Origin of the sequence: Salipiger pentaromativorans, assembly GCF_024721115.1 — a bacterium.
GTDB classification, from domain to species: domain Bacteria; phylum Pseudomonadota; class Alphaproteobacteria; order Rhodobacterales; family Rhodobacteraceae; genus Salipiger; species Salipiger pentaromativorans.
This window is the reverse complement of sequence record NZ_JAMDHK010000009.1, coordinates 23,825-50,769: the sequence shown is the minus strand read 5'-3', so window position 1 is coordinate 50,769 and position 26,945 is coordinate 23,825. Positions and strand designations below refer to the sequence as shown.

Sequence of the window (26,945 nt, the reverse complement as noted above, 5' to 3'; positions counted from 1 at the left end):
CCCTATCCTTCAGCAAAGAGCAGCGTTCCGCCGGTTGGGCCCGGCGCGCGAGCTTGGGGGACAACGGAATGGGGACGAAAACGGCTCTTGCGGGGAAAACCCCCGTGGGAACGACGGGGGCAAAGCCATGATCCGGCTGCCGTCCCGGATCGTCCTTCGCATCTGCGGCCGCTGCGCCGCTCTTTCTGACAGTTTTACCGTAAATACCGGTGCAAAACCGGATTCCGATCTCCTGCACAGCGGATCGGAACGGTGCCAAAGTCACTAAACAGGCAAAATCGCCATTCGAGCAGCCTTGAGGGTCCTTCGGGACCCTTCTTTTTTCTCACAGCGGGTGGTGCCCCCAGTCGGCGCCCTGCATCTCCTGCAACCGGCTCGCCGTCCGCTCGAATTCAAAGGCCCCCGGCCCTTCGATATAGAGGCTTTCTGGCACATCCACCGCACTGGCGATCAGCTTGACCTTGGCCTCGTAAAGCGCGTCGATCAGCGTGACGAAGCGCTTGGCCTCGTTGAAGTTGCTGCGCCCCAGACGCGGGATGTTCTCGATCACCAGAAGCCGTAGCGCATCGGCCATCGCAAGGTAATCCGCCGGCCCCAGCGGCTGCCCGCAGAGATCGTAGAACGAGGCCCGCGCGACGCCGTTCCAGTAGCGCGGCAGTTCGACCTTGCGGCCCTTCACATGCAGCACTAGCACCTCTTCGCGATCATGCGTCAGCTCCTGCCAGACGCGGTTGATCTCGGCCCGCGCGGCGGCATCCACCGGGGTGAAATAGACCCGCGCGCCTTTCAGCCGGTCCTGCCTGTGGTCACGCTCCGAGGCCAGCTCGCGCACCGTCAGCCGCTCCTTGATCAGCGCGATGAAGGGCAGGAAGAGCTGCCGGTTCAGACCATCCTTGTAAAGCGCATCGGGCACCCGGTTCGATGTGGTCACCACCACGGTCCCGGCGGCGAAGAGCTGTTCGAACAGTCGCCCCACCAGCATCGCATCGGCGATGTCGGTGATCTGCATCTCGTCGAAGGCCAGCACCTTCACCGCGTCGCTGACCGCCTTTGCCATCGGCTTGACCGGATCCTCGACCCCCTCGCCCCGCAGCCGGTGCAGTTCCGACTGCATCTCCTGCATGAAGGCGTGGAAATGCACCCGCCTGACCGGCACAGCAAGGCTTTCGACAAAGAGATCCATCAGCATCGACTTGCCGCGCCCGACGCCGCCCCAGAGATAAAGCCCCCTGGGCGGCTCCGGCGCCTTTCGGAACAGGCCCTTCTTTACCGGCTGCGCCAGCGCGGCGCGGATGCGCTCGAGCTCGGGCAGCGCTTCTTCCTGAGCGGGGTCGCGCAGCAGCCGCCCTTCGGCGACCTGTTCGTCATAGAGGTCGATCAGCGTGGTCATAAGGGCCGCATAACGCGGCTGCGGCGGTTTGTGTAGAGGCGATACGCTCTGCCCGTGCCGGCAAAGATGATTGTAACGGTTACATTTCTCGAATTGACGCCACCGGCCCAGCCGCCCAACTTGCCGCCGGAACAGGAGCCGCACCGATGGACAAACAACCCAGCATCTTCACCCCCGTGCTCATCGTGGGGTGTTTCATCATTCTGGTGTCCTTCGCCGTGCGGGCGAGCTTTGGCGTCTTCCAGATCCCGATTGCCGAAGAGTTCGGCTGGATGCGAACCGAGTTTTCGCTGGCCATCGCAATCCAGAACCTTGCCTGGGGCATTGGCCAGCCTCTGTTCGGCGCCATGGCGGAAAAGATCGGCGACCGCAAAGCCATCGTGCTGGGCGCGCTGACCTATGCGGTGGGTCTGGTGCTGTCGAGCCAGTCGGTCACCCCCGGCGCGCTACAGCTCAACGAGGTGCTGGTAGGCTTCGGCATCGCGGGCACGGGCTTTGGCGTGATCCTTGCCGTCGTGGGCCGCGCCGCCTCGGACGAGAACCGCTCGATGTCGCTGGCCATCGCCACGGCGGCGGGCAGCGCCGGACAGATCTTTGGCGCGCCGCTTGCGGAATGGATGCTGGGCATGTTCCCGTGGCAGACCGTGTTCCTGATCTTTGCCGCTGCGATCCTGGCAATGCTGGCCGCCCTGCCGCTGATGCGCGCTCCGGTGCAGCCCGCCAGCCGGGCCGAGCTGGAGGAGAGCCTGGGCACCATCCTGCTGCGCGCGGCGCGCGACCCGTCCTTTGCGCTGATCTTTCTGGGCTTTTTCTCCTGCGGCTATCAGCTTGCCTTCATCACCGCGCATTTCCCCGCCTTCGTGACCGAGATGTGCGGCCCGATCCTGCCCGGCGGACTGCTGCACGACATCGGCATCACCAGCACCTCGGCGCTGGGGGCGGTGTCGATCGGGCTGATCGGCATGGCCAATATCGCCGGCACGCTGACGGCGGGCTGGGCCGGCAAGCGATGGCCCAAGAAATACCTCCTAGCGGGCATCTACACCGCGCGGACCATCGCCGCCGGGCTCTTCATCATGCTGCCGATCACGCCGCTTTCGGTGATCGTGTTCTCGGTCGCCATGGGGTCGCTCTGGCTGGCCACCGTGCCGCTCACCTCGGGGCTGGTGGCGCATATCTACGGGCTGCGCTACATGGGCACGCTGTATGGCATCGTCTTCTTCTCGCACCAGCTTGGCGGCTTTTTGGGCGTCTGGCTGGGCGGGCGGATGTATGACATCCACGGCGATTACACGCTGGTCTGGTGGATCGGCGTCGGTGTCGGCGCGCTCAGCGCCATCGTCCACCTGCCGGTTCGGGAAGACCGCACACCGGCGCCCGCGCTCGCCTGACCTCTGCCACCCGACCGGGCGGGCTCAGACCGCAATGCCCTCGGGCAACAGCCCGTAGGACACAAGACAGTCGGCCCAGCCCTTCGCGTCGCGAAACTGATGCCCCTGCCAGCCCCGGGCCTCGGCGGCGGCGATATTCTCGGCGCGGTCGTCGGCAAAGAGCAGCGTTTCCGGTGCCAGACCGCAATCGGCCTCGACCAGCTCATAGATGCGCGGGTTGGGTTTGGTCACCTTCATCGCGCCGGAAATATACTCCCGGTCGAATTCCGACAGGAACGGGTAGGCGCCCCGCCCCAGCGCCAGCGTGCCCTCACCGATATTGCTGAGCGCGAACACCGGAATCCCCTGCCCGCGCAGCGCCCGCAACAGCCGGACCGAACCGGGGATCTCCGGCGCGGCAAGCTCGATCCAGTTGTCGTGCCATTGCCGGATCTCGTCGCGCCAGCCGGGGTATGTTTCGGCGGTGTCATAGATCACCTCTCGGAAATCCTCACCGGCATCGACCCGCTCGTTCATGCCATGCAGATCGACCTCCGCAAACATCGCACGACGCCGGTCCTCTCCGATTGTCCGGTCGTAATAGCGTTCGGGCTGCCATTCGATCAGCACGTTCCCGATGTCGAAGACCACCGCTTCGATGCCCATGCCTACCTCTTTGCCTGCCTCATCTCGCGTTCGAGCGCATCCAGAAAGCGCGAGCGATCCGCCTTTGTAAAGGCCCTGCCACCGCCGCCCTGGCCCAGCGGATTGGCAGCGCGCAGATCCGCCATCAGATCGCGCATGGCAAGCTGCTGACCGATATTGGCCTCGGTAAAGCGCTCGCCGTTGTGTCGCAGCACCCGCGCCCCCGTGGCCACGCATTTCGCCGCCAGCGGAATGTCTCCGGTCACCACCACATCGCCGGGACCGCAGCGCTCGGCGATCCACATATCGGCAACATCCGGCCCCTCGGGCACGATCACCGTCTCGACCAGCGGATTGGCCGGCGGCCGCAGCCCGCCGTTTGACACCAGGTAAAGCCGGACACCGTGCCGGGTGGCGACCCGCTCCGCCTCGGTCTTGACCGGGCAGGCGTCGGCATCGACGTAAAGCGCGGTCATGGGCTCACCAGCGCGATCACGGCGCTGACGGTGAAGATGCTGGCGGTGGTCGAGATCAGGATCGCGGCCGACACCCGCTGCGGCGCCACGCCGTAATGCTGCGCCAGGATGAACACGTTGCCCGCCACCGGAAGCGCCGCGGCCGACACCACCACGGCGGCCTGGAAGGGCGTCACCGGGAAGAACAGATAGACGCCCGCGGCGACGAAAAGCGGGTGCAGGACGAGCTTGGCAAAGCTCAGCCAGCCCGACACCGCGATCCGCTCGGCGGATTTCGAGGCCAGCGAGGCGCCGATGGCGAAGAGTGCGCAGGGCGTCGCGGCATTGCCGAGGATGGTCAGGAATTCGGTCAGCACATCGGGCAGCGGCAGGTTCAGCGACGACACGACCAGCCCGGCCGAGATCGAGACGATCATCGGGTTCTTGAGCAGCCCCACCCCCACGATGCGGAAGATCCCCAGCGACATGCGTCCTTCGCGCGCCCCGGTCACCAGGATCACCAGCAGCGACGAGAACACGATCAGGTCGATGCAAAGCACCAGGATGATCGAGCCGACGGCCTCGGGCCCGAACAGCAGCGCCAGCATCGGCACCCCGAGAAAACCGGTATTGCCGGTACAGGCGCATTGCGCCTCGATGGCCGCCGTCTGCACGTCGAGCCGCCGGGCAAAGGCGACCGCGGTGCCGATGGCATAGACCGCCAGGCTGCCCCAAAGATAGGCCGAGGCCAGCCGCGCGTCGAAGATCTCGGAAATCGACAGCGTCGCGGAGAAGCGGAACAGCATCGCCGAGAGCGCGAAATAGAAGACGAATTTCGTCAGCGCCGCGGTGGCCTCTTCGGGAAAGAACCGCGTGCGCCCGGCGCCATAACCGAGGCCGATCAGGGCAAAGAACGGAACGGTCTTGAGGAAGATGGCAAGCATGTCACCCAGTCGGCTGAGGGCGGGCCCGCATCACCCGGCCCGGGAGGCGGGGCTCAGACCTTGCCTTCGAAATCGCGGTGGATGTATTTCGCGTCGCAATAGGGGCATTCGACATAGCCCTTGTCGTGCGGGATGTTCAGCCAGACCCGGGGATGGCCCAGCGCGCCCTCGCCGCCGTCGCAGGCGATTCGGTGGCTGTCGACGATCTTGATCTCCGGGGCTTCGGTGGTCATCCTGCGGTTCCCTTTTCGCCAGAGCTGCACTACCTGCGTTATGAGCGAAGAACAGCACAGGGGCAAGGCTCGGCATGACAGGCGACGCGATCCGGATCGAAGGGCTGCGCAAGACCTACGCAGGCGGCAAGCAGGCGTTGAAGGGGGTGGACCTGACGGTTCCGACCGGTTCGATCTTCGGCCTGCTCGGGCCGAACGGCGCGGGCAAATCGACCCTGATCAACATCCTGGCCGGTCTGGTGGTGAAAAGCGCAGGCAAGGTGACGATCTGGGGCTGGGACCAAGACCGCAACCCGCGCCAGTCCCGCGCCGCCATCGGGATCATGCCGCAGGAGCTGAACCTCGATCCGTTTTTCACCCCGCGTCAGGCGCTCGAGGTGCAGGCGGGGCTCTACGGCGTGCCCAAGCGCCTGCGCCGCAGCGACGAGATCCTCGGCATGGTGGGGCTGTCCGACAAGGCCGAAGCCTATGCCCGCACCCTGAGCGGCGGCATGCGCCGCCGGCTTCTGCTCGGCAAGGCGCTGGTGCACGCCCCTCATATCCTGGTGCTCGACGAGCCCACCGCAGGCGTCGATATCGAGCTGCGCCAGATGCTCTGGGCCAATGTCCGCAAGCTCAACCGCGAGCGCGGCATGACCATCATCCTCACCACCCATTATCTCGAAGAGGCCGAGGAGATGTGCGACGAGATCGCCATCATCGACCAGGGCGCGGTGGTGGCCCGCGACAGCACCCGCAACCTGCTCGGCCAGCTCGACGCCAAGACCATGGTGATCCAGCCCGAAAGCCCCCCCGACATCCTGCCGCAGGCCCCCGGCATCAGCGCCGAGCGGCGCGAGGGCGGGCTCATCGCGCTCAGCTATCACGCCTCGCAGACCGCCGCCGAGGAGGTTCTGGAACTGGTGCGCGGCGCCGGCATCCGCATCCGCGACGTGCGCACGGAACAGGCCGATCTCGAGGATGTGTTCCTCGAACTCACCCGCAGCACGCCCGCCGCCTGACCCGGACCGGCCCTTTCATCTTTCCCGAAAATACTCCCGCCGGAGGCGTCACAACACCCGCACCGGCGCAGCACCCGGCAAACCCGTCACGCCGCCAGAGGCGCCGATCCGCCGCCCCGGGGGCGGCGGAGAGAAAACCTGTGCGGCCAGCGGCCGCGCCGTTGGATCAGGCCGGGTTCAGCATCCGGCCCAGCGTGCGGCCGCCCAGAATATGCACATGCAGATGCGGCACCTCCTGCACGCCATGCATGCCGGCGTTGGCGATCATGCGGAACCCGTCGGCCTCCACCCCCGACATCTCGCAGACCGTGCCGATGGCGCGGGTATAGTCGAGGATCTCCGCATCCGAGGCATTGCGGGCGAAATCGTCGTAATTCACGTATTTCCCCTTGGGGATCACCAGCACATGCAACGGCGCCTGCGGACGGATGTCGTTGAAGGCGAGGCTGTGCTCGGTCTCCAGCACCGTATCATTGGGGATCTCTCCGCGCAGGATCTTCGCGAAGATGTTCTCGTCGTCGTAAATATAGGCCATTCTATCCTCAGTCGGCGAACAGGTAGTCGGTTTCCGCGATCTCCAGCGCCTTGTCCTCGGGCAGCCCGAGGAAGACGGAAATCGCTTTGGCGTTGGTCGCGGGCGGGTCGATTTCGCGCAGCCGCAGGTGATTTTCGAAATGCGCGTCGCGGATGCGGTCGCTCTCGTGCATCATGTCGTTGCGGATCGTCGGCAGCAAGCGGTTCAGCGTCTCGCGTGGCGTGCGGTCGCCCGCCAGCCCCACGCGCATCGCGTGGCCGATCAGATAGCTGTCGGAGAACCGGCATTCGATCTCGAGCAGCCGGGTGACCGAGCGGTCGCGCACGAAATCCTCCATCAGCTCCAGATTCGACGGATCGAGGCAGATGACCAGCCGGTCGCTTTCGAAATAATCGAACAGCATCCGCATCAGCGCCCGCCGGTGACGGTGCCGCTTGCCCATGGTCGACTGGATCCCGCCGAGATCGGGCAGCGGACAGCTTTCCTCGTTGAACAGATAGTCGATGCAGGGAATGTCGGTCACCTGCCGCATGCGTTCGAGCAGCCGCTTGGCCACGTGCCATTTCTTGCAGACCACGATGAGCAGCTCGCGCTCGCGCCCCAGCGAGCTTTCGGTTTCCCAGAAGCGCGGAGCGAACCGGCGGCCGATCCGCCCCCGGCCGGTGAGGAACTTGAACAGCGACCGCCCTTCGTTGGAAATCTGGAACCGCGCCCCTTCCGAGGAATACAGCACCCCCAGCCGCCGCTTCAGTTCCTTCGCATCCGGGCTGATCTTGCGCGCGAACAGGAAATCCTGGCTCAACAGCAGGTCGTAATGGTCGTTGTGAAAGACCACCGGCATGCCGTAATCGGTGAACATCAGGAAGGTGAGCGTCCGGCTCTCGATCTCCTGCTCGGGCACCAGATGGCGCACCAGGGTCTGGAAGAACGTCTCGTCGGGAATCCAGGTGGTGCGGAAAAAGCGCATCACATCGGGGCGGCGCTTGCAGAACTCGAGGATCCATTCGATGGTCCGCCGGCGCAGGCACCACCATTGCGAGCCGATCATCACCTCGATGTCCTCGGGGATTCGCCGTGTGATCCCCAGACGCCGCTGAAGCCGGAACATGGCGTAGAACCGTTTCTTCTGCGTCCGCTCGTTGAACCAGTGGCGATAGATCAGCCGCTCTTCCTTCCAGCCGGTCTTGATCCAGTCGGATTTGAAGAAATCGAAGCTCTCGATGTAATCGACGTCGCGCCGGTCGAGGAACTCATGCGCGTATTCCGCCGATTTGATCGCCATGCAATCGCCAGACAGCATGTAGAAATGCGTCGCGCGCGGAAAGGCCTCTACCGCCGCCTCGACCGCGTTCAGCGTCGCCTGCACCAGACTCCACGCCCCCCAGCCGCATTTGATGCGGCGTTTGGCAAAGGCGACATTGGGGTTGTCGGCAAGCGCCTTGCGGATCTTGTCATAGGCCGATTGCGGCGCGCGCGCATCGAAATGGATGGACATGTAATCGCCCACGGCCGTCAGGCTCTGCGCCTGCTTGATGATGGCGTCAGGGTCCTTGTGACACAAAAGGATGAAGGCAATTTTCGCCATTCAGGAAACAATCCGCCCCATTTTCGCCTAATTGTTCAGGTTGATAGCCATCAACGGGCGTTGAAGAAACCGGGTTCTTCTGCTTTTTTGCACCTGCACGCGCCCGCGACAAGACAAGGGTGCGCATGGGAGGCGAAAGTAAATGGGTTTTCCAGGCACTTGGATGACCGAAAGCGAAAGCATGGTGTATCGGGTCGTTCCGAAATGCGCTTGCTCGACGATTGGCCAGATCATGTTCTATTCGGATCATGGCCGGTTTTACGACGGTGACATCCACGATGCGGAGCACGGTCTGCACAAATGGGCGCTGGACGACAGCCAGTCCGCGATCAAGGCCAATGTGAAGACCCGCAGCTCCTATGCGTTCACCTGCGTGCGCAATCCCTATACGCGCGTCCTGTCCAGCTTCTTCGACAAGATCTGCGGCATCCAGCGCAACGGCAAGCGCTATCGCGGCAATCTCGTGCCGCTGCTGATCCAGAAATACGGCATCGAGGTCGGCGGCGAGGACGGCAAGGAAGAGTTCGACCAGATCAAGAGCTTCCGCCGCTTCCTGCTCTTCGTGCGCGATACCATCCGCTGGCGCCGTCCGATGGATCCGGACATCCACTGGTCGGCGATGTCCGGCCATGTCTCGACCTTCATCGTGAACGGCGGGCGCTACAACAAGATCTTCTGGACCGAGAGGTTCAACGACGGCATGCAGGAGGTGCTCGACGCGGTCGAGACGCCGCATGCGGTCGATCTGTCGGCAATCCCGCGTTTCAACGAATCCGAAGGCCACGGGCCCAAGCGCGCGCACCCGGTCGAGGCCTATTTCGACGATCTCGCGATGCATCTCGTCTACGAGATCTACAAGCGCGATTTCGACCTGTTCCGCTACGATTTCGAAAACCCGGGGAACAAGATGCCCATCGGAGAGATCGACCTCGACGAGGTGCACGCAAAGCTGGGCGACTGACCGGCTACCGGGGAGCGCGCAGCGCCTCGGCCGCGTGCCAGAGATAGCGCAGCGAGGTCACGCCAAGCACCACGGCCAGCAGCAGCGTCCGCGCCGGGTCGGACCAGATCGGAACCTCTCCGGACAGCGTCAGCGCGCCCCGGTCGATCAGCATCAGCGCGGTCAGCCAGATCCCGCCCAGCGCGGCAAATCCGGTGGCCAGCGCCGGAACCTCGTCGGCCTTGTCCCGGTGCAGGAACAGACGCACGAACAGCAGCAGCGGCACCAGCGCGCACAGATAGAAGGCCGCGATTTCCGCCGTCGCGAGCAGCAGCGCCGAAAGTTCGGGCGTGCGCAGATCGAGCGCGCCGAGATAGGGCAGCTCGATCGGGGCGCCGGCGCGCAGCCGGGTCTGGGCGAGATAGAGATTCTCCAGCGTGCCGATGATCAGCGCGGCCGGCAACAGCAGGACGTTCGGCGGAAACGCCGCCCGCCCGCGCTCGGGCCATCGGCGCGACGCGACCAGGGGCTCGGGGTGAAACAGCCAGGCGGCCAGGGCGCGCGGCAAGCTCAGCGGCAGGGCCATCAGCGCATCGGTCAAATTGAGCGGCGGGGTCTTCGAAAGCGACATCGTCTAAATCCTTTTGTCCGGGGACACCGGAAACCAATGCGCTAAGTCAAATCCGGATCGCCTGCCGGATCAAGTCCGAGATACCCGACTATCGCGGGCAGAAGCCGGCGTTCTATACGGGCCAGATCGGTCTCGCCCGCGAACAGCGCCGCATGGACCAGCCCCTTACTCATCGCGGTAAGATCGCGCGCCACGACGGCGGGTTCGGGCACACCATGGGTCTGTAGCAACCCCGCCAGTCGGGCATAGACCTCGGCAGTGACCGCCTCCGCCTCGGCGTCGAGCGGCAGGTCCCGTTCCAGCCGCTCCAGCTCGCGCGAGAGTTCCGGCGCGCGGGCATGGTGGCGGATCGAGGCCGAGAGCACGACATGCGCCGCCTGGCGCAGCGGCAGATTGGACGCCTCTTCCAGCGCCCCCACCAGATCCTCCACAAGCTGGGCCTTGAGCCGCCGCACCAGCTCTGCCGCGATGGCCTCCTTGCCGGGGAAATACTGGTAGAGCGTCCCGATGCTCACACCGGCACGCTCGGCCACCGCATTGGTGGTCAGCGCAGCCGCGCCCTCGCGTTCGAGAATCTGAGCCGCCGCCGTCAGGACCGCCTCATACGAGACGCGCGACCGGCTCTGTCGCGGTGCTTTTCTTGGCTGAAGCGAGGTCGGGGCAGGCATGGCGGAAATGCGAGTATGAAACCTGAGTGAATACTCACATTCTTGCCAGAAATTCGGACAACGGGCAAGGAGCAGGGCGATGGAGCCTTTCTGGAACGGCAAGAAGGTGCTGCTGACCGGCGCGACGCGCGGGATCGGCCGCGAGATGGCACGGCAGCTTGGGGCGGCGGGGGCGCAGGTGCTTGCGGTGGCGCGCAACCCGGCCGCGCTGGAGGCGCTGTGCCAGACCGGGGATTGCGTGGATTTTCTCGAGGCGGATCTGGCCGATCCCGAGATTCCGCTGGGCGTCGTCAACTGGATTCGCGACGCTCACCCGGACTGCGCGGTGCTGATCAACAACGCCGCCGTGATGCGCTATCCGCTGCTGACCGACGGCACGGCGGATCTGGCCGGGATCGAGGAAGAGACCCGCATCAACCTGATCGCGCCGATGCAGATCGCGGTGGGACTGCTGCCCGTGCTTGCAGAGCAGGACGAGTCGCGAATCGTCAACGTGACGTCTGGGCTGGCGGTGGCGCCCAAGGCCGATGCGCCGGTCTATTGCGCCACCAAGGCGGCGATGCGCAGCTTTACCCGGACGCTGCGCTATCAGACCGAGGATGCGGGATTCGGCACCGGAATCTGTGAAGCGCTGTTGCCTGTGGTCGATACCACGCTGTCGCGCGGCGCGCCCGAGGGCAAAATGGCGCCCGACGCGGCGGCGGCAGCCATTCTAAACGGTGCGGCGCGCGGCATGCCGGAAATCTGGATCGGCAAGGCGCGGCTGTTGCGCCAGATCATGCGGCTTTCGCCCCGGCTGGGCCATGGCATGATGCGGCGCATGGCCGCGTAGGGTGGGCAATCCTGCCCACCGCCCCCTTAGGGCAGCTCGACCGACGGGATGATCGGAAAGAACGCCCCCGAGGACCAGACGCCGAACCAGCTCTGGCCCTCGACCTCATGATGCGTGCCGCGCTCGACCAGCCGGTAAAAGCTCTTGCGGTCGATGAGCGCCTCGAGATTGGCGCGGATCAGCACATAGGGCGCGGGTTCGCCGGTTTCCGGGTCGCGCACCACGCGGATCGGATGTTCGGGCCCCGCCACCGCCGTATCGCCCACATGGGTGTGGAAGGTCAGAACCTGCTCGTCCCCCGCCCCTGCGGTTTCGAAATCCGTGGCGACAAAGGGCGCGTCATCGACGGTGATTCCCACCTTCTCCACCGGCGTGACGAGGAAATACGCCTCGCCATCCTTGCGCAGAATGGACGAGAACAGCTTCACCAGCTCGAACCGGCCGATCGGCGTGCCAAGATAGAACCATGTTCCGTCGCGGGCGATCCGCATGTCGAGATCGCCGCAAAACGGCGGGTTCCACTTGTGAACGGGCGGCAATCCGCGCTTGGAAGCGGCGCGCGCAGAGGCAGCCAGACCCTCGGCGGACGGTGTAACGGAATTTTGTGTGCTCATTGCTTTTGCCATTTTCCAACCCCGCGATAGAGTTGACTCGTAAAGAAGAAGTTTCAAGGAGTCAGGACATGGCGGAAGACCTGGTCGCCGAGATCGAGGCGCTGGAAGAAAAGCTGGCCGAGGCCAAGCGGGCGATCACCAGCCGCTTCATCGGCCAGGAGCGGGTCGTCGAGCTGACCCTCTCGGCGCTGCTCTGCGGTGGCCACGGGCTGCTGATCGGCCTGCCCGGCCTGGGCAAGACCCGGCTGGTCGAAACGCTTTCGACCGTGATGGGGCTGAACGGAAACCGCATCCAGTTCACCCCCGACCTGATGCCCGCCGACATCCTCGGCTCCGAGGTGCTGGAAACCGGCACCGACGGCACGCGCGCCTTCAAGTTCATTCATGGCCCCATTTTCTGCCAGCTTCTGATGGCCGACGAGATCAACCGCGCCTCGCCCCGCACGCAATCGGCGCTGCTGCAGGCGATGCAGGAGAAATCCGTCACCGTCGCGGGCGAAACGCGCAAGCTCGAGCTGCCGTTCCATGTGCTGGCCACCCAGAACCCGATCGAGCAGGAGGGCACCTATCCGCTGCCCGAAGCGCAGCTCGACCGCTTCCTCGTGCAGATCGACGTGCAATATCCCGACCGCAAGACGGAAAAGGACATCCTGCTCGCCACCACCGGCACCGAAGAGGCCGAGGCGCATGAGGTCTTCGATCCGGCCTCGCTGATCGCCGCGCAGCACCTGCTGCGGCGGATGCCGGTGGGCGATGCGGTGGTGGAGATGATTCTCGACCTGGTGCGCGCTTTCCGCCCCGACGACCCGTCCGCCTCCCAGCGGGTGCGCGACACCGTCGCCTGGGGCCCCGGCCCGCGCGCGGCGCAGGCGCTGATGATGACCGTGCGGGCGCGGGCACTGCTCGAAGGCCGTTTGGCACCCTCGCCGGCGGATGTGATCAATATGGCCCGCCCCGTGCTCGTCCACCGCATGGCGCTGACCTTCTCGGCCCGCGCGCGCGGCGAGGATCTGGGCAAGATCATCGACGATGTGGCCGGCGGGCTGATACCGGGTGAGGCCGCCGCTTGAGCGAGCGCATCGCCCTTCTTCGCCGCGACGCGCAGGAGGAAGCCAGCCGCTTCCCCGCGCTGCTCGCCCGCGCCGAGCATCTCGCCGGCACCGTGCTGCTGGGCGAGCACGGGCGGCGGCGTTCGGGCATGGGCGACGATTTCTGGCAGTACCGCCCGCTGCGCCCCGGCGACACCTATCGCAGCATCGACTGGCGCCGCTCGGGCCGGGGCGACGAACAATTCGTGCGCGAGCGCGAATGGCAGATCGCGCAGAGCGTGCAGCTCTGGGTCGATGGCGGCGCCTCGATGCGCTTTGCCTCGGACAGGGATTTGCCCAGCAAGGCCGAGCGCGCGCGTCTGGTGGCGCTGGCCACGGCAATCCTGCTGATCCGGGGCGGCGAGCGCGTGGGCTTTACCGGCTGGTCGCTGCCGCCGCGCAACGGCGATGTGCAGATCCTGCGGCTGGCCGAGGCGCTGTCGGAAGACGGCGGCGAGGATTATTCCGAACCCGAGGCGCGCGGCATGATTCCGCATGCGCGCGCGCTCTTCGTGTCGGATTTCCTCGGCGATCTGACGCCGGTCGAGGCGGCACTGACCAAGGCCGCCGACCGGGGCGTGCGCGGCGTGCTCTGCCAGGTGCTCGACCCCAGCGAGGAAAGCTTCCCCTTCAAGGGCCGCACGATTTTCGAAAGCGTCGGTGGCACCGTGGCGCATGAGACGCTCAAGGCGGGCGACCTGCGCGCGCGCTATCTCGACCGGCTGGCCGAGCGCAAGGACCGGCTCGCCCGATTGTCGCGGTTAACGGGTTGGCAATACCTGTGTCATCATACCTCTGACAGCGCGCAATCGGCGCTGCTCTGGGTCTACCGCGCGATGGATGGAGGCCACGGATGACCATGCTTGGCCCTCTGGGCTTTACCGCGCCCTGGCTGCTGCTGGGGCTGATCGCGCTGCCCGTGCTCTGGGTGATCCTGCGCGCGGTGCCCCCGGCGCCGATCCGCCGGATGTTTCCCGGCGTGGTGCTTCTGCTCGGTCTCAAGGACGAGGAACAGGTCACCGACCGCACCCCCTGGTGGCTGCTGCTGATGCGCATGCTGGCGGTGGCGGCGGTGATCGTCGGGCTCGCCGGGCCGGTGCTGAACCCGCAGGACGATGGGGGCGATCAGGCGGGCTCTGGCCCCTTGCTGGTGGTGATGGATGCGAGCTGGTCGAGCGCATCGGACTGGCGGGCACGGCTGCAGGCGCTGGAGGCGCTGCTGACCCGGGCCGAACGCGAAAGCCGTCCGGTGGCGCTGCTGCGGCTGACCGCGCCCGAGGCGGTGCAGTTTCAGGCGGCAGGCGTGCTGAAAAGCCGGCTGAGCGGCATTCTGCCCGAACCGTGGCAACCGGATGCAACGCAGATGGCCCGCGCGCTGGCGCTGCTGCCCGACGGGGATTTCGACAGCTACTGGATGTCCGACGGGCTGGCCCGCGACAGCCGGGCGGCGCTGCTGGCGGCGCTGGAGGCGCGGGGCGCCGTCACCGTCTTCGAAAGCCCGCGCGCGCATTACGCGCTGACGCCGCCGCGTTTCGAGGACGGGCATGTGGCGCTGACGTTGCGCCGGCTGCGCCCGGGGCCGGAGGCCGAGGTCTCGGTGGCCGCGCATGGGCTCGATCCGGCGGGCAATCCGGCGCTGCTGGCGCGCAATCCGGTGATTTTCGAGCAATCGGCCACCGAGGCGGAGCTGGTGCTGAACCTGCCCTCGGAATTGCGGGCGCGGATCACCCGGTTCGAGATCGAGGGCGCCCGCAATGCCGGCGCCGTGGCCCTGCCCGACGACAGTCTGCGCCGCCGCGAGGTGGCGCTGATCGCGGGCAACGAGAACCGCGAAGGGCTCGAACTTTTGTCGCCGCTGCATTTCCTGCACAAGGCGCTGGTGCCCACCGCCGATATTCTCGACGGCGCGCTGATCGACGTACTCCCCGCCAATCCCGATGTGATCGTGCTGGCGGATGTCGCCACGCTGTCGCCGGACGAACAGGCCGGGGTAAGCGACTGGCTGGAGAAGGGCGGCACGCTCCTGCGCTTTGCCGGGCCGCGTCTGGCGGCCAGCGATGTCAGCCGCAGCGAGGAAGACCCGCTGATGCCGGTGCGGCTGCGCGCGGGCGGGCGCAGCGTGGGCGGCGCGATGAGCTGGGGCGAGCCGAAATCGCTGGCGCCCTTCGCCGAGGACAGCCCGTTTTTCGGCCTACCGGTGCCCGGGGATGTCACGATCAGCTCTCAGGTCATGGCGCAGCCCGATCCGACGCTGGCATCGCGGGTCATCGCGCAGCTGACCGACGGCACGCCGCTGGTGACGCGCAAGCGCGTGGGTCAGGGCCAGGTGGTTCTGTTTCACGTCTCGGCCAATGCGGAGTGGTCTTCGCTGCCGCTGTCGGGACTCTTCGTGCAGATGCTCGAACGGCTGGCGGTGTCCTCGATGCCCGCCGCGCCGGATGCGCAGGATCTGGCGGGTACGGTCTGGCAACCGATCCGCGTGCTCGATGCTTTCGGCAAGGTCGGCGACGCAGGCAACCTGCCCGGCGTCGCGGGCGAGGCGCTGCTGAGCGACCCGCTGGGGCCGGAACTGCAGCCGGGGCTCTATCAGGGCGAGGACCGCAGCCTCGCGCGCAACGTGGTGAGTGTCGATACGGTGCTCGAGCCAACGCTCTGGCCCGAGGGCGTTCCGGTCGAGGGGCTGTCGCGGCCGCAGGAAACGCCGCTGGCGGGCTGGCTGCTGGCCGGCGCCATCGCGCTGCTTCTGGCGGATGTGGTCGCCTCCTTGGCCCTTTCGGGCCGCCTCGGCGGCACCCGCGCCCGGGGCGCCACCGCCGCCGCGCTGACCGCACTGGCGATCCTGGTGTTGCCGCAGCCGGGCCAAGCACAGGATCAGAGCGACGATGCCGCCGCGATCCTCGCGGCCTCGGAAGTGACGCTGGCGCATGTGCTGACCGGCGACCGGCAGCTCGACGATCTGGCTCAGGCCGGGCTGCGGGGTCTGTCGGAAACGCTGTTCTTCCGCACCTCGGTCGAGCCCGCCGAACCGGTGGGCGTGGATCTGGAAAGCGACGAGCTGGCGTTCTTCCCTCTGCTCTACTGGCCGGTCACGCCCGGCCAGCCGGCGCCCTCGGCCGCCGCCTATACCAAGCTCAACGACTACCTGCGCTCGGGCGGGATGATCCTTTTCGACACGCGCGATGCGGATGTGGCGGGCTTCGGCACCGCCAGCCCCGAGGGGCGCAAGCTGCAGCAGCTTGCCGCGCCGCTCGACATTCCGCCGCTGGAGCCGGTGCCCGCCGATCACGTTCTGACCCGCACCTTCTATCTGCTGCAGGATTTTCCCGGCCGCTACAACAGCCGCGATGTCTGGGTCGAGGCCGCCCCGCCCGATGCGGAGCTGATCGAGGGCATGCCCTTCCGCAACCTCAACGACAACGTGACCCCGGTGGTGATCGGCGGCAATGACTGGGCCGCCGCCTGGGCGATGGACGAGCGTGGCAACCCGCTGGTGCGCATCGGCTCGGGCTTTGCGGGCGAGCGTCAGCGCGAGATCGCCTATCGTTTCGGGGTCAATCTGGTGATGCATGTGCTGACCGGCAATTACAAATCCGACCAGGTCCATGTGCCTGCGCTGCTCGACAGGCTGGGCCAATGACCGGACAGATCGTTTTCGACCCGCTTCTGCCCTGGGTGGCGATCTATGCGCTTGGCGCTGTGGCGCTGGCGGGGGTGGTTCTGGCGCTCTGGCGCGGGCTGACCGGCTGGCCGTTGCGCTTCTTCGCCGGGCTCATTCTGGTCGCCGCGCTCACCCAGCCCAGCTTTCAGGAGGAAGACCGCGCGCCGCTTTCGGACATCGTGCTGATGGTCGTGGACAAGAGCGCCTCGCAACAGCTTGCCGACCGGCTGGAGGTGACCGAAAGCGCGGCGCAGGCGCTGGAGGCGCGCATCGCCGCCCGCCCCAATACCGAGCTGCGCCGGATCGAGGTCGGCGACGGCGAGGGCGACAGCGGCACGCAGCTCATGACGGCGCTGTCCGCCGCCATGGCCGAAGAGCCGCGCGGGCGCATCGCGGGGATCTTCCTGCTGTCCGACGGACGGCTGCATGATCTCGAACGCGCACCGGGCCTGCCCGCGCCGATGCATCTGCTGCTGACCGGCCACCAAGACGACTGGGACCGGCGGCTCATCGTCAAGAACGCCCCCGCCTTCGCCATCCTAGGCGAACCGGTCACCCTGACCCTGCGGGTCGAGGACGACGGGGCCGCGCCGCAGGAAACGCGCACGACGCTGGACATTTCGGTGGATGGCGGCGAGGCCCAGAGCTTTACCGTACCGGTGGGCGAAGACGTGGAACTGCCCATCGAGCTGCCGCATGGCGGGCTGAACGTGATCCGTTTCGCGGTGCCCGAAGGCGCCGGCGAGCTGACCGACCGCAACAATGCCGCGCTGGTGCAGATCAACGGCGTGCGCGACCGGCTGCGGGTGCTCTTGGTCTCGGGCGAGCCGCATGCGGGCGGGCGCACCTGGCGCAACCTGCTGAAATCCGACGGCTCGGTCGATCTGGTGCATTTCACCATCCTGCGCCCGCCCGAAAAACAGGACGGCGTGCCGGTGACCGAACTGTCGCTCATCGCCTTCCCGACGCGCGAGCTGTTCCTCGAGAAGATCGAGGATTTCGACCTGATCATCTTCGACCGCTACAAGCGGCGCGGCATCCTGCCGGCGATCTATCTCGACAATGTGCGCAACTATGTCGAAAACGGCGGCGCCGTTCTGGTGGCGGCCGGCCCCGATTTCGCCAGCGCCGATTCCATCTACCGCTCGCCGCTCGCCGAAATCCTGCCTGCCGAACCCACCGCGCGGGTGATCGAGGAAGGCTATCGCCCCACCGTGACCGATCTGGGGCAGCGCCATCCGGTGACCGCCGGGCTGTCGGGCGCCGAGAGCTGGGGCCGCTGGCTGCGGCAGATCGACCTGACCCCGCTCGAAGGCGATGTGGTCATGTCCGGGGTCGAGGGCAAGCCGCTGCTCATCCTAGACCGGGTCGGCGAGGGGCGCGTGGCCCTGCTGGCGTCGGATCATGCCTGGCTCTGGTCGCGCGGCTATGAGGGCGGCGGGCCGCAGCTCGAACTGCTGCGGCGGCTGGCGCATTGGATGATGAAGGAACCCGAGCTCGAGGAAGAGGCGCTCTGGGCCGAAGCCACGGGCCAGACCATGCGCATCATCCGCCGCTCGCTGGACGAAACCGTCGGCGCGGTGACGGTGACCCGCCCGGATGGCGGGACCGAGGAAGTGACGCTGGACGAGGTGTCGCCGGGCCGGTTCGAGGCGCTTTACGAGGGGCCCGAGATCGGCCTGTACCGGCTGAGCGAGGGTGACCAGGAGGCGGTGATCGGCCTCGGTCCCGCCGCGCCGCGCGAATTCGAGCAGACCATCGCCAGCGGCGACGCACTGGAGCCGGTTATCGACACGATGCGTGGCGGCGTGATGCGGCTCGACGACGGAATTCCCAGCATCCGCGCGGTCTCCGCCGGACGGCCCGCCGCCGGGCGCGGCTGGATCGGCCTGACCCCGCGCGAAGCCTATGAAACGATGGATGTGCGCCAGATCCCGCTTCTGCCCGCCTGGCTGACGCTGCTTCTGGCCTCGGGCTTCATCATCGGCGCCTGGCTACGCGAAGGGCGCCGCTAGGGCAGATCGAGAGGGTTGCGATCCGCCGACCAGCCATCCACGAGGCAGCGCGCGCGGATATAGACGCGCGCCATGCCCTGCGGGATCGCGACAGTGGAAAGCGACCGCGTGAAGGGCTGCTCGGCCTCATGCGGATGCGTGAGGACACGGGTGCCGAGGATCGTGCCGTCCTCCGCCTCGATCCGCCAGCCATCCGCATAATGCGCCCAGCCAGTATCGGGATGGCGCAACGTGACCGAGATGCGCCAGCCATCGCTTTGCGGCACGGCCTCTGCCGCGACGATCTTGGACGGGTCGGCCAGCGCGGGGGCGCCAAGGAGCAGGAGGGCGAAAAGCGGTCGCATGCCGCGACCCTAGCATCCCCGCTTTCGCGCCGGAGATCACATCTTGGAAAAGCGCCGCGAGGCGCTGCGCTTTCAGCCCGGCATGCGCCAGTAGAGGCCCCGCTGCCCGGCGATTTCCTGCAAGGTGGGCATCCGCAGCTTTGGCGGGCGCTGCCCGGTCAGGAACAGCGCGCCGAGATCGTCGAGCACGCCGCGATCCTGCGCATAGACATTGTGGTTGAGCGAGAACAGATCGGTGCCCACGGCGCTGACGTCGATGGAATCGACCCCGGGCACCACCATCGGCCCGTCGGGGCCCACATCGCCCAGACGGATATAGTTGCCGCGGATCTTCTGCGCCGCCAGCAGCGCCCGGTCCGAGGCGCAGGCGTAAAGCGTCACCCCTTTCGCCACGGCGGTGAAATGCCGGTAGATATTGCCGAACTCGCCGGCGTCCAGATCGGGGGCCGCCAGCACCATCTGCTCGATCGCCTGCCCCCGCTGCCCCAGTCGGGTGCCGGCATGGGTCAGAAGCTGCGCCAGCGCGGCATTGCCCATGGAATGGGCGATCAGATGCACCTTCTCGACCCCCGGCACGTTGAAGACGACCTCGAGGAACCGGTCCATGAAGGGGGTGGCGTTGTCGGCGCTGTCCATGTCGGTGACATAATCCAGCGTCTCGCCCACCGAGGGCCAGCTATAGGCGAAGGCCGGGCCGTCAAAGCCCAGATCATGGGCAAGTTGCGCGGCACGGAACATCGCCTCGGCGAAGGTGGTGTTGAAACCGTGGATGAAGACAAAGGCGGTGTTGGCATAGGTTTCCGCGCTTTGCGCCGCTTCGGCGGCCATGTCGGTAAAGGCGGTCTCGGTCAGGATTTCGGTCTTGTGCACGGTGAAGTGCTTTGCCGGATCCTCTGTCTGTTTCCAGAGCGTGACCTTGAACAGCGTGATTTCCTTGGGCCGCTCCACATGGCCCAGCCGATGCGCCCCGCGCGGGATGGTGATGTCGGTATGGCCGAGCGTCAGCGTATTGGCGCGCTTATGGCCGAAGACCGGACCGGTCTCTTCCTGACGGTCGATAGTGCGGTCGGTGCCGAAAAACAGCCTTTGCACCCAGAACCGATCATCCTCGGGGGCCAGCGCCGTGGCCTCGGGCAGTGGCGCGGCCTCTTCGCGCTCCCAGGGCGGCTCGGCACGGGAGGGCTCTGGCGCGGGCGCCGGCTCGGGCGGAGGGGCCGCCTCCTCAGCCTGCTCTTCCGGCTCGGGCGGTGCGCTGCCGCGGGTCTCGGGCGGGGTGGATCGGTTGGCCCCGTCGCCCTTACGCCGCACCAGCATGAAAACCAACACCAGCAAAAGCAGCACGAGAATGGAAATGACGGCAGTGTCGGCCATGCCGGAAAACCCTTTTGTGAAAACCACGGCTTGCCGCGAAACCTGCGGCGTATGACCGTGAGCCTATCACATTTCGGCGCAACCTATAGGGGATATCCGGACCCGACATCGCAGCAGGCTGCAAAGTCAGAAGGTCCCAGAAACGACAAACCCCCGAAAGGCCGTTGCCCCGGGGGTCGTCTGAAAGGTGTCGGAAGAACCGCTACCTGGCCTTTTGCGAGGGTCTTAGAGAAGACCTTCGCGCTGGGCTTTCTTGCGTGCCAGCTTGCGGGCCCGGCGAATCGCCTCGGCCTTTTCGCGTGCTTTTTTCTCGGACGGTTTCTCGAAATGCTGCCGAAGCTTCATTTCACGGAACACGCCTTCACGCTGCAGTTTCTTCTTCAGGGCGCGGAGCGCCTGATCGACGTTGTTGTCGCGAACACTAACCTGCATGTGGTTTTCACCACCTTTCTAAGTTTGAGTTGCAAGGAATTGCAGGAAGCCGCCGTATAGCGCGACTTGGCAGAATTGTCTAGACTCCTAAGTGTTGAGTCGAAGGAGAGGCCCCATGACAGATGACATAGCTGGGCGCCTGCTGGATGCGGCGCTAAACCATGTCGCCTTCGATGGCTGGTCGGAAACGACCTTCCGCGCGGCGGTGACGGATGCGAATATAGACCCGGTGGTAGCCCGGGGGCTTTATCCGCGGGGTGCGGTGGACATGGCGGTGGCGTTTCACAAACGCGGCGACGATGCCATGGTCACCCAACTTCAGGAAATGGACGATGACGGGCTCCGATACCGGGACAAGGTGGCGCGGGCGGTGCGCACCCGTATCGAGGTGGTCAAGGACCGCGAGGCGGTGCGGCGCGGCACGACGCTGTTTGCCCTGCCGATCTATGCGCCTGACGGTGCCAAGCTGATCTGGTGTACGGCGGACCGGATCTGGAGCGCGCTCGGCGACACCGCGCGCGATTTCAACTGGTACACCAAGCGGGCAACGCTGAGCGGGGTCTATTCCTCGACGGTGTTGTACTGGCTGGGAGACGATTCGCCCGATCACCAGGCAACCTGGGACTTTCTCGACCGGCGTATCGAAGATGTGATGCGCTTCGAGACCACCAAGGCGCGCATGCGCGACAACAGGTTGCTGAAACGGGTTTTCGCTGGCCCGGAGCGGGTGCTAAGCAGTATTCGTGCACCGCGATCCGTGCGCGAGAACGATTTGCCGGGCGGCTGGACCGCCCCAAGATAAGGAACATCCATGACTGACAGCATGCGCGCCGTCGAGATCTCGGAACCCGGCGGCCCTGATGTGCTGCGCCTGACGATGCGGCCAGTGCCGCAACCCGGTCATGGCGAAGTGGTGATCCGCGTGGCCTGGGCCGGTGTAAACCGGCCTGACGCGCTGCAACGCGCCGGCAGCTACGCCCCGCCCAAGGGGGCAAGCGATCTTCCCGGGCTTGAAGCCTCGGGCGAGGTGACGGCGGTGGGCCCCGGGGTGACCTGGCCTGCGGTTGGCGACACGGTTTGCGCGCTGCTGCCCGGTGGCGGCTATGCGGACTATGTGGCGACGCCCGCAGCGCATTGCCTGCCTGTCCCCGACGGGATGGCCTTGCGCGAGGCGGCCTGCCTGCCCGAAACCTTTTTCACGGTCTGGTCGAACGTCTTCGAACGCGGCGGGCTCCAGGCCGGCGAGCGGTTTCTGGTGCATGGCGGCTCCTCAGGCATCGGGACGACGGCGATCCAGCTTGCCCGTGCGTTCGGCGCGCGGGTCTTTGCCACCGCCGGGTCGGACGAGAAATGCGCGGCCTGCCTGTCGCTCGGGGCCGAACGCGCGATCAACTACCGCGAGGAGGATTTTGTCGAGGTGATGCGCGCCGAAGGCGGTGCGAACCTTATCCTCGATATGGTCGGCGGGGAGTATCTGCCGCGCAATGTGAAAGCGCTGGCCGACGAAGGGCGGCTGGTCCAGATCGCCTTTTTGCAAGGCCCCAAGGTGGCGTTGAACTTTGCCCAGGTGATGATGCGGCGGCTGACGATCACCGGATCGACGCTGCGTCCGCAAAGCGATCTGGCGAAGGCCCGCATCGCCGCCGGGCTGCGCAAGGCGGTCTGGCCGCTGCTCGATGCGGGCCGGGTTGCGCCGGTGATGGATTCCGAGTTTCCGCTGGAGGAGGCCGCAAAGGCCCACGCGCGGATGGAAAGCTCGGCCCATGTGGGCAAGATCGTGCTGAAGGTGGCCTGATCCGGCAGTTGCCGGGAGGGGAGCAAGGCTTGCCCCCCTCACTGGCGCGCCTAGACCACCGCGCGGCGGTAAAAATGCCAGCTCGCATGGCCCAGCACCGGCAGCACCACGATCAGCCCCAGAAGCAGGGGGATCGCCGCCAGCACCATCATCGCCGCGATCAGCGCCCCCCAGCTCAGCACCACGCGCGGGTTCTCGCGCAGCACACGGATCGAGGTGGCCACCGCCAACGGCGCGCCGACATGCCGGTCGAGCACCAGCGGGAAGGACACGACCGAGGTGGCCAGCGCCATCAGCGCGAACAGAAAGCCCACGCCGCCGCCGATGACAATGAGCGCCCAGCCCCCGGCGGTGGTGAACACCTGCGCCGCGAAAGCACCGAGGCTCTCGGGCACGGCCGGCCCCATGATCGCCGCATGAATCTCGGCTGCGGTGAGCATCCAGACAACGAACAGCGCGGCCAGATACAGCCCCATGATCAGCATCGCGCCGAAGCCGGGCGAGCCCAGCACCGCGAATGCATGGCCCCAGCGCGGCGCCTCGCCCCGCTCGCGCTGGCGGCTCATTTCATAAAGCCCGACCGCCGCGACCGGCCCGAGGATGGCAAAACCCGAAATCAGCGGGAAGAGCAGCGGCAGAAGTGCCATTTGCAGCCCGATCCCCATCAGCAGCAGCCCCGCGACCGGATAGACCAGCACGAGGAACATCACGTCGCTGCGGCAGGCTTCGAAATCTTCCCAGCCCGCGCGCAACGCGGCGCCGATGTCCGACATCTCCAGCCGCCGGATCTGCGGTTCGGCAATGTCCTGACTGCCCAGCGCGCGCGAGGCGGCGGCAAGGTGATGACCGGCGCCGCTCAGGCGCTGCGCGGTCCAGGACAGCGGGTTTCCGATTGTGTGAGCCATGGTTCTCCTCCCTTTGGCGTGGGGCACCAGGGCGGGTCTGGCCGGAGCGCGGGCGGGGCCAGACCGACCGGCACCGCGTACGGCCCAGCATAACACGGATCGCGCGGGGCGGCGGTCACGTCCCCTTGTGCCCGCGCGCCCGAGAGCGCAGGGTGCGCGGCAAACACGCGCCGAACGCAGAGGAGAGGACGATGGGAGAAACGGCCAAGACGGTGATCATCGAGGAACAGGGCGGACCCGAAAAGCTCAAGCTCGTGGACCTGCCCGTGGGCGAACCCGGCCCGGGCGAGATCCGCATTCGCCAGGCGGCCTGCGGGCTCAACTTCATCGACTGTTATCAGCGCTCGGGCCTGTATCCGATGACCCTGCCGCATGCCCTGGGCATGGAGGCGTCGGGCATTATCGAGGCGGTGGGCGACGGGGTGACCCATCTCGCCGTGGGCGACCGCGCCGCCTATGCGGCGGTGCCGCCGGGGGCCTATGCCGAAGCGCGGGTGATGCCCGCGGCGCAGGTCTGCAAGCTGCCCGACGCCATCCCCTTCGAGGAAGGCGCGGCGATGATGCTGAAGGGGCTGACGGTGCAGTATCTCTTTCACCGCACGACCCCGCTGAAGGCGGGCGATACGGTGCTGTTTCACGCCGCCGCCGGCGGGGTCGGGCTGATCGCCTGCCAATGGGCCAAATCCGAAGGCATCCGGCTGATCGGCACCGCCGGGTCGGACGAGAAATGCGCACTGGCGCTGGCCCATGGCGCCGATGCCTGCATCAACTACGCCACCGAGGACTGGGCGGCGAAGGTGCGGGAGCTGACCGACGGCAAGGGCGTGGACGTGGTGATGGATTCGGTCGGGAAATCGACCTTCGAGGGCTCGCTCGACTGCCTGAAGCCGCTGGGGATGATGATCTCTTTCGGCAATGCCTCGGGGGCGGTGGAGAACTTCAACCTCGGCATCCTGGGGCAGAAGGGCTCGCTCAAGCTCACCCGGCCGACATTGTTCACCCATATCGCCGATCACGACGCCTGCCAGGAGATGGCGGCGATGCTCTTCGCCAAGGTGGTGTCGGGCGATGTGAAGATCCGCATCGACCAGCGCTTTCCGCTGGCCGAGGTGGCCGAGGCGCATCGGGTGCTGGAGGCGCGGCGGACAACCGGCCAGACGATCCTGACGCTCGATTGATCCGCGGGGCCCCGGGACGCGGCGATGGCCCGTCCCGGACTGTCGCTAGGCCAGACGGGCGTGCCGGGTGACCGGCCCGTCGCCCTGCGCCTCGATGCGGCGGATGGCTTCGTCGAGCGGCTCATAGGCCACCGCCATGTGAAACACATTGGCGTGCAGCATGGTCTGCGGGTCCGAGACCAGCGCCACATGCCCTTTCCAGAACAGCAGGTCCCCGCGTCGCGGCGCGGTGCCGGGGGGCAGGGTCTCTCCCAGCGCGGCCTCTTGCAGGTCGCTGTCGCCGGGACAGAGGATGCCGCAGGCGGCCAGCCCCGCCTGGACGAGCCCGGAACAGTCGATGCCGAAACCGGAATTGCCGCCCCAGAGATAGGGCGTACCGAGATAAAGCGCGGCGACCGCGACCCAGTCCTTTGCCGGCTCATCGGTCAGATGCACGCTCGGCACCCAGCCGCGCTCTGTCTCGGTAAAGCGCCCCTCCTGCCGCCCGACGGAGAGAGTCGACAGGTGGCTGAGCGCGCAGCGTTCGGGGGTCTTGAAATCCGGGGCGCTGTAGGCGTGGGTCTGGCGCACCGCCACCCGATGGGTGGCGCCTGCCCGGTCGGTCGCGGGGCGCAGCGCCGCCATTGCAACCCAACCCGCGTAATTTGCATCCGGCGCATGACCGAAGGCATGATCGCCCCGGCGTTCCAGCACATCGAAAGCGTCGCCGTATCGAAGCTGCCGGTCGCGTTTGCCGCCGGGCGAGAGGCTCAGATCCAGCACCGGCTCGGCGATATAGCAGGGCTCGGGATCGACCGGGGTCAGATCCTGAAAGCGATCGGCCAGGCGGCGGGCGACGACCCGATCATTGGCCGGGGTCTGACGGCGGTCGCTCACAGGCCCAGCACCTGCGGAAGCGCGCCGAGAATGGCGCGCGGACCCTGACCAAGACCGCCTTTCGGGCGTGCCGGGGCGGGGCTTGGCTGCCAGGCGTAGATGTCGAAATGGGCGTAACGCGGCGTCTCGGTGACGAAGCGGCGCAGGAACAGCGCGGCGGTGATCGACCCGGCCATGCCGCCCGCCGGCGCGTTGTCGAGATCGGCGATGCCCGGCTCGATCTTGGCTTCGTAGGGATCCCAGAACGGCAGGCGCCAGAGCGGATCGGCCGCTGCCGCGCCGGCCTGCGCAAGCGCGGCGGCCAACGGTTCGTCATCGGTGTAGAAGGGCGCAAGATCGGGCCCGACCGCCACCCTCGCGGCGCCGGTGAGCGTGGCCATGGAGATGATCAGATCGGGCGTTTCCTCATCCGCCAGCGCCAGAGCGTCGGCCAGCACCAGACGGCCTTCGGCGTCGGTGTTGTTGATCTCGACGGTCAGCCCCTTGCGCGAGGTCAGGATGTCCTGCGGGCGGAAGGCGTTGCCGGACACCGCGTTTTCCACCGCCGGGATCAGCACGCGCAGCCGCAGCGGCAGGTCGAGCGCCATGATGGCGCGGGCGAGCCCCAGAACATTCGCGGCACCGCCCATATCCTTTTTCATCAGCCCCATGGAGGCGCCGGGTTTCAGGTTGAGCCCGCCGGTATCGAAACAGACGCCCTTGCCCACAAGCGTCAGCGTCGGGCCGGACTGGCCCCAGCGCAGGTCGATCAGACGCGGCGGGCGAGTGCTGGCGCGGCCCACCGCATGGATCATCGGAAAGTCGTCCTCCAGCCTGTCGCCGGAGATGACGGCGATGCTGGCGGAGAACTCGGCGGCAAGGCTGCGCGCGGCGTTCTCAAGCTCTTGCGGACCCATGTCGGAGGCGGGCGTGTTGACCAGATCGCGGGTCAGGGCCTCGGCTTCGGCAAGGATCTCGATGCGCCGGGCATCGAGCCCCTCGGGCGCGACCAGCGTTGCGCTTTCGGCAGCCGTGCCGGCGTAGCGGGTGAAGCGGTAGGAGGCGAGCAGCCAGCCAAGCGCCTCTTCGGCGGCTGTCTCGGCGGGCAGGCCAGACGCGATGCGGAAACAGCGCGACCCGAGACGCGGGACCGCCGCGGCGAGGGCGAAGCGGGTGCGGCGGCGGGTCTGCGCGGTGCCGTATCCGGCCAGCGCGGTGGCGGGCAGACCATTGTCGCCCGGCAGCAGCAGCGCATCGCCAATGGCACCGCGAAAGCCGCTGGCCGCGATCCAGGCACGGGTGGCCTCGGGCTGGGTTGCCAGCCACTCGTCGAGCCCGTCGGACGTGACGAGATGCAGCGGCAGCGCTTCGGCTTGCGGATCGGCGAAACGGTACGGCATGGGCGGGCCCCTTCTGGCATGTGACGTTGCCCGGAGCCTAGCGATGCCTGCGGCGCCTGCA

At 66.8% G+C, this 26,945-nt stretch carries 27 protein-coding genes; 11 read left to right on the top strand and 16 right to left on the bottom strand.

Annotated features, from left to right (window positions below; genetic code table 11):
* Window positions 1-325 precede the first annotated feature (325 nt).
* Window positions 326-1,390 carry a cell division protein ZapE gene (gene zapE, locus M4578_RS14510; RefSeq protein WP_258094005.1) on the bottom strand — a complete coding sequence of 355 codons (1,065 nt, stop codon included), beginning with the start codon at window positions 1,388-1,390 and terminating at the stop codon, window positions 326-328.
* Window positions 1,391-1,536: 146 nt separating this feature from the next.
* Here zapE and M4578_RS14505 point away from each other — a divergent pair, with 146 nt between their 5' ends.
* The gene (locus M4578_RS14505) at window positions 1,537-2,781 is read left to right on the top strand and encodes an MFS transporter (RefSeq protein WP_258094004.1); all 1,245 of its coding nucleotides are present in this window, start codon (window positions 1,537-1,539) and stop codon (window positions 2,779-2,781) included.
* 24 nt (window positions 2,782-2,805) lie between these two features.
* Here M4578_RS14505 and M4578_RS14500 read toward each other — a convergent pair whose 3' ends face one another.
* The 4 genes from M4578_RS14500 to M4578_RS14485 are packed head-to-tail and all read right to left on the bottom strand — an operon-like array spanning window position 2,806 to window position 5,037.
* Window positions 2,806-3,426 (bottom strand): HAD family hydrolase, encoded by a 621-nt coding sequence (locus M4578_RS14500; RefSeq protein ID WP_258094003.1) that lies wholly within the window; start codon window positions 3,424-3,426, stop codon window positions 2,806-2,808.
* A gap of 2 nt (window positions 3,427-3,428) precedes the next feature.
* The gene (locus M4578_RS14495) at window positions 3,429-3,881 is read right to left on the bottom strand and encodes a YaiI/YqxD family protein (RefSeq protein ID WP_258094002.1); all 453 of its coding nucleotides are present in this window, start codon (window positions 3,879-3,881) and stop codon (window positions 3,429-3,431) included.
* Window positions 3,878-4,804, bottom strand: coding sequence for an AEC family transporter (locus M4578_RS14490; RefSeq protein WP_258094001.1), 927 nt, complete (start codon window positions 4,802-4,804; stop codon window positions 3,878-3,880). The genes M4578_RS14495 and M4578_RS14490 overlap by 4 nt, the downstream gene beginning before the upstream one ends.
* A gap of 53 nt (window positions 4,805-4,857) precedes the next feature.
* Entirely contained in the window at window positions 4,858-5,037 is a 180-nt protein-coding gene (locus M4578_RS14485; protein ID WP_258094000.1) for a zinc-finger domain-containing protein, read from the bottom strand.
* A 74-nt stretch (window positions 5,038-5,111) separates the two neighbouring features.
* On the opposite strand from M4578_RS14485, the gene M4578_RS14480 reads away from it, so the two are divergent.
* Window positions 5,112-6,038, top strand: a complete 927-nt coding sequence (locus M4578_RS14480) for an ABC transporter ATP-binding protein (RefSeq protein WP_258093999.1) — start codon at window positions 5,112-5,114, stop codon at window positions 6,036-6,038.
* A 166-nt stretch (window positions 6,039-6,204) separates the two neighbouring features.
* On the opposite strand, the gene M4578_RS14475 is transcribed toward M4578_RS14480, so the two are convergent.
* Entirely contained in the window at window positions 6,205-6,573 is a 369-nt protein-coding gene (locus tag M4578_RS14475) for an HIT domain-containing protein (RefSeq protein ID WP_258093998.1), read from the bottom strand.
* A gap of 7 nt (window positions 6,574-6,580) precedes the next feature.
* Window positions 6,581-8,158, bottom strand: a complete 1,578-nt coding sequence (locus tag M4578_RS14470; RefSeq protein WP_258093997.1) for a beta-1,6-N-acetylglucosaminyltransferase — start codon at window positions 8,156-8,158, stop codon at window positions 6,581-6,583.
* 142 nt (window positions 8,159-8,300) lie between these two features.
* Here M4578_RS14470 and M4578_RS14465 point away from each other — a divergent pair, with 142 nt between their 5' ends.
* A complete protein-coding gene (locus tag M4578_RS14465) occupies window positions 8,301-9,119 on the top strand; it encodes a sulfotransferase family protein (RefSeq protein WP_258093996.1) in 819 nt (272 codons plus the stop codon).
* A 4-nt stretch (window positions 9,120-9,123) separates the two neighbouring features.
* On the opposite strand, the gene M4578_RS14460 is transcribed toward M4578_RS14465, so the two are convergent.
* Together M4578_RS14460 and M4578_RS14455 are read right to left on the bottom strand one after the other, a co-directional pair.
* Entirely contained in the window at window positions 9,124-9,729 is a 606-nt protein-coding gene (locus tag M4578_RS14460; RefSeq protein WP_258093995.1) for a hypothetical protein, read from the bottom strand.
* A gap of 41 nt (window positions 9,730-9,770) precedes the next feature.
* Window positions 9,771-10,397 carry a TetR/AcrR family transcriptional regulator gene (locus tag M4578_RS14455; protein WP_258093994.1) on the bottom strand — a complete coding sequence of 209 codons (627 nt, stop codon included), beginning with the start codon at window positions 10,395-10,397 and terminating at the stop codon, window positions 9,771-9,773.
* Between the two features lie 79 nt (window positions 10,398-10,476).
* On the opposite strand from M4578_RS14455, the gene M4578_RS14450 reads away from it, so the two are divergent.
* Window positions 10,477-11,229 carry an SDR family oxidoreductase gene (locus tag M4578_RS14450; RefSeq protein WP_258093993.1) on the top strand — a complete coding sequence of 251 codons (753 nt, stop codon included), beginning with the start codon at window positions 10,477-10,479 and terminating at the stop codon, window positions 11,227-11,229.
* 26 nt (window positions 11,230-11,255) lie between these two features.
* On the opposite strand, the gene M4578_RS14445 is transcribed toward M4578_RS14450, so the two are convergent.
* Window positions 11,256-11,843, bottom strand: coding sequence for a DUF1285 domain-containing protein (locus M4578_RS14445; protein WP_258093992.1), 588 nt, complete (start codon window positions 11,841-11,843; stop codon window positions 11,256-11,258).
* Window positions 11,844-11,911: 68 nt separating this feature from the next.
* Here M4578_RS14445 and M4578_RS14440 point away from each other — a divergent pair, with 68 nt between their 5' ends.
* From M4578_RS14440 to M4578_RS14425, 4 genes are read left to right on the top strand one after another with little or no spacing between them, the layout of a single operon-like run.
* Complete coding sequence (locus M4578_RS14440) at window positions 11,912-12,913, top strand: AAA family ATPase (RefSeq protein ID WP_258093991.1); 1,002 nt, start codon at window positions 11,912-11,914, stop codon at window positions 12,911-12,913.
* Entirely contained in the window at window positions 12,910-13,788 is an 879-nt protein-coding gene (locus M4578_RS14435) for a DUF58 domain-containing protein (protein ID WP_258093990.1), read from the top strand. The genes M4578_RS14440 and M4578_RS14435 overlap by 4 nt, the downstream gene beginning before the upstream one ends.
* Complete coding sequence (locus M4578_RS14430; RefSeq protein WP_258093989.1) at window positions 13,785-16,568, top strand: DUF4159 domain-containing protein; 2,784 nt, start codon at window positions 13,785-13,787, stop codon at window positions 16,566-16,568. Before M4578_RS14435 ends, M4578_RS14430 begins: the two co-directional genes overlap by 4 nt.
* Window positions 16,565-18,604: a glutamine amidotransferase gene (locus M4578_RS14425; protein WP_258093988.1), complete on the top strand. Its 2,040-nt coding sequence runs from the start codon at window positions 16,565-16,567 to the stop codon at window positions 18,602-18,604. The genes M4578_RS14430 and M4578_RS14425 overlap by 4 nt, the downstream gene beginning before the upstream one ends.
* Here M4578_RS14425 and M4578_RS14420 read toward each other — a convergent pair.
* From M4578_RS14420 to rpsU, 3 genes are all read right to left on the bottom strand, one after another.
* Window positions 18,601-18,948, bottom strand: coding sequence for a hypothetical protein (locus M4578_RS14420; RefSeq protein ID WP_258093987.1), 348 nt, complete (start codon window positions 18,946-18,948; stop codon window positions 18,601-18,603). The two genes, M4578_RS14425 and M4578_RS14420, sit on opposite strands and share 4 nt — an antisense overlap.
* A 72-nt stretch (window positions 18,949-19,020) precedes the next feature.
* Window positions 19,021-20,319, bottom strand: a complete 1,299-nt coding sequence (locus M4578_RS14415; RefSeq protein ID WP_258093986.1) for an alpha/beta hydrolase — start codon at window positions 20,317-20,319, stop codon at window positions 19,021-19,023.
* Window positions 20,320-20,544: 225 nt separating this feature from the next.
* Window positions 20,545-20,751: a 30S ribosomal protein S21 gene (rpsU, locus tag M4578_RS14410; RefSeq protein ID WP_007818122.1), complete on the bottom strand. Its 207-nt coding sequence runs from the start codon at window positions 20,749-20,751 to the stop codon at window positions 20,545-20,547.
* 115 nt (window positions 20,752-20,866) lie between these two features.
* Between rpsU and M4578_RS14405 the strand changes: the two genes are divergently transcribed.
* Together M4578_RS14405 and M4578_RS14400 are read left to right on the top strand one after the other, a co-directional pair.
* Window positions 20,867-21,553 carry a COQ9 family protein gene (locus M4578_RS14405; protein ID WP_258093985.1) on the top strand — a complete coding sequence of 229 codons (687 nt, stop codon included), beginning with the start codon at window positions 20,867-20,869 and terminating at the stop codon, window positions 21,551-21,553.
* A gap of 9 nt (window positions 21,554-21,562) precedes the next feature.
* Window positions 21,563-22,546, top strand: coding sequence for an NAD(P)H-quinone oxidoreductase (locus tag M4578_RS14400; RefSeq protein ID WP_258093984.1), 984 nt, complete (start codon window positions 21,563-21,565; stop codon window positions 22,544-22,546).
* Window positions 22,547-22,596: 50 nt separating this feature from the next.
* On the opposite strand, the gene M4578_RS14395 is transcribed toward M4578_RS14400, so the two are convergent.
* The gene (locus M4578_RS14395; RefSeq protein ID WP_258093983.1) at window positions 22,597-23,451 is read right to left on the bottom strand and encodes a DUF2189 domain-containing protein; all 855 of its coding nucleotides are present in this window, start codon (window positions 23,449-23,451) and stop codon (window positions 22,597-22,599) included.
* Window positions 23,452-23,642: 191 nt separating this feature from the next.
* Here M4578_RS14395 and M4578_RS14390 point away from each other — a divergent pair, with 191 nt between their 5' ends.
* Window positions 23,643-24,629 carry a quinone oxidoreductase family protein gene (locus M4578_RS14390; protein ID WP_258093982.1) on the top strand — a complete coding sequence of 329 codons (987 nt, stop codon included), beginning with the start codon at window positions 23,643-23,645 and terminating at the stop codon, window positions 24,627-24,629.
* Window positions 24,630-24,674: 45 nt separating this feature from the next.
* Here M4578_RS14390 and M4578_RS14385 read toward each other — a convergent pair whose 3' ends face one another.
* Both M4578_RS14385 and M4578_RS14380 read right to left on the bottom strand, forming a co-directional pair.
* Window positions 24,675-25,505: a C40 family peptidase gene (locus M4578_RS14385; RefSeq protein WP_258093981.1), complete on the bottom strand. Its 831-nt coding sequence runs from the start codon at window positions 25,503-25,505 to the stop codon at window positions 24,675-24,677.
* Window positions 25,502-26,884: a leucyl aminopeptidase family protein gene (locus M4578_RS14380; protein WP_258093980.1), complete on the bottom strand. Its 1,383-nt coding sequence runs from the start codon at window positions 26,882-26,884 to the stop codon at window positions 25,502-25,504. The genes M4578_RS14385 and M4578_RS14380 overlap by 4 nt, the downstream gene beginning before the upstream one ends.
* Window positions 26,885-26,945: the final 61 nt, after the last annotated feature.

Bases quoted from the DNA above. Each gene is read 5' to 3' on its own strand.
- M4578_RS14465 (WP_258093996.1), top strand. From the start codon at position 8,301: ATGGGTTTTCCAGGCACTTGGATGACCGAAAGCGAAAGCATGGTGTAT.
- M4578_RS14395 (WP_258093983.1), bottom strand. From the start codon at position 23,451: ATGGCTCACACAATCGGAAACCCGCTGTCCTGGACCGCGCAGCGCCTG.
- M4578_RS14445 (WP_258093992.1), bottom strand. From the start codon at position 11,843: ATGAGCACACAAAATTCCGTTACACCGTCCGCCGAGGGTCTGGCTGCC.
- M4578_RS14480 (WP_258093999.1), top strand. From the start codon at position 5,112: ATGACAGGCGACGCGATCCGGATCGAAGGGCTGCGCAAGACCTACGCA.
- M4578_RS14440 (WP_258093991.1), top strand. From the start codon at position 11,912: ATGGCGGAAGACCTGGTCGCCGAGATCGAGGCGCTGGAAGAAAAGCTG.
- M4578_RS14485 (WP_258094000.1), bottom strand. From the start codon at position 5,037: ATGACCACCGAAGCCCCGGAGATCAAGATCGTCGACAGCCACCGAATC.
- M4578_RS14390 (WP_258093982.1), top strand. From the start codon at position 23,643: ATGGGAGAAACGGCCAAGACGGTGATCATCGAGGAACAGGGCGGACCC.
- M4578_RS14415 (WP_258093986.1), bottom strand. From the start codon at position 20,319: ATGGCCGACACTGCCGTCATTTCCATTCTCGTGCTGCTTTTGCTGGTG.
- M4578_RS14500 (WP_258094003.1), bottom strand. From the start codon at position 3,426: ATGGGCATCGAAGCGGTGGTCTTCGACATCGGGAACGTGCTGATCGAA.
- M4578_RS14420 (WP_258093987.1), bottom strand. From the start codon at position 18,948: ATGCGACCGCTTTTCGCCCTCCTGCTCCTTGGCGCCCCCGCGCTGGCC.
- M4578_RS14490 (WP_258094001.1), bottom strand. From the start codon at position 4,804: ATGCTTGCCATCTTCCTCAAGACCGTTCCGTTCTTTGCCCTGATCGGC.
- rpsU (WP_007818122.1), bottom strand. From the start codon at position 20,751: ATGCAGGTTAGTGTTCGCGACAACAACGTCGATCAGGCGCTCCGCGCC.
- M4578_RS14400 (WP_258093984.1), top strand. From the start codon at position 21,563: ATGACTGACAGCATGCGCGCCGTCGAGATCTCGGAACCCGGCGGCCCT.
- M4578_RS14450 (WP_258093993.1), top strand. From the start codon at position 10,477: ATGGAGCCTTTCTGGAACGGCAAGAAGGTGCTGCTGACCGGCGCGACG.
- M4578_RS14495 (WP_258094002.1), bottom strand. From the start codon at position 3,881: ATGACCGCGCTTTACGTCGATGCCGACGCCTGCCCGGTCAAGACCGAG.
- M4578_RS14405 (WP_258093985.1), top strand. From the start codon at position 20,867: ATGACAGATGACATAGCTGGGCGCCTGCTGGATGCGGCGCTAAACCAT.
- zapE (WP_258094005.1), bottom strand. From the start codon at position 1,390: ATGACCACGCTGATCGACCTCTATGACGAACAGGTCGCCGAAGGGCGG.
- M4578_RS14475 (WP_258093998.1), bottom strand. From the start codon at position 6,573: ATGGCCTATATTTACGACGACGAGAACATCTTCGCGAAGATCCTGCGC.
- M4578_RS14380 (WP_258093980.1), bottom strand. From the start codon at position 26,884: ATGCCGTACCGTTTCGCCGATCCGCAAGCCGAAGCGCTGCCGCTGCAT.
- M4578_RS14460 (WP_258093995.1), bottom strand. From the start codon at position 9,729: ATGTCGCTTTCGAAGACCCCGCCGCTCAATTTGACCGATGCGCTGATG.
- M4578_RS14470 (WP_258093997.1), bottom strand. From the start codon at position 8,158: ATGGCGAAAATTGCCTTCATCCTTTTGTGTCACAAGGACCCTGACGCC.
- M4578_RS14430 (WP_258093989.1), top strand. From the start codon at position 13,785: ATGACCATGCTTGGCCCTCTGGGCTTTACCGCGCCCTGGCTGCTGCTG.
- M4578_RS14425 (WP_258093988.1), top strand. From the start codon at position 16,565: ATGACCGGACAGATCGTTTTCGACCCGCTTCTGCCCTGGGTGGCGATC.
- M4578_RS14505 (WP_258094004.1), top strand. From the start codon at position 1,537: ATGGACAAACAACCCAGCATCTTCACCCCCGTGCTCATCGTGGGGTGT.
- M4578_RS14455 (WP_258093994.1), bottom strand. From the start codon at position 10,397: ATGCCTGCCCCGACCTCGCTTCAGCCAAGAAAAGCACCGCGACAGAGC.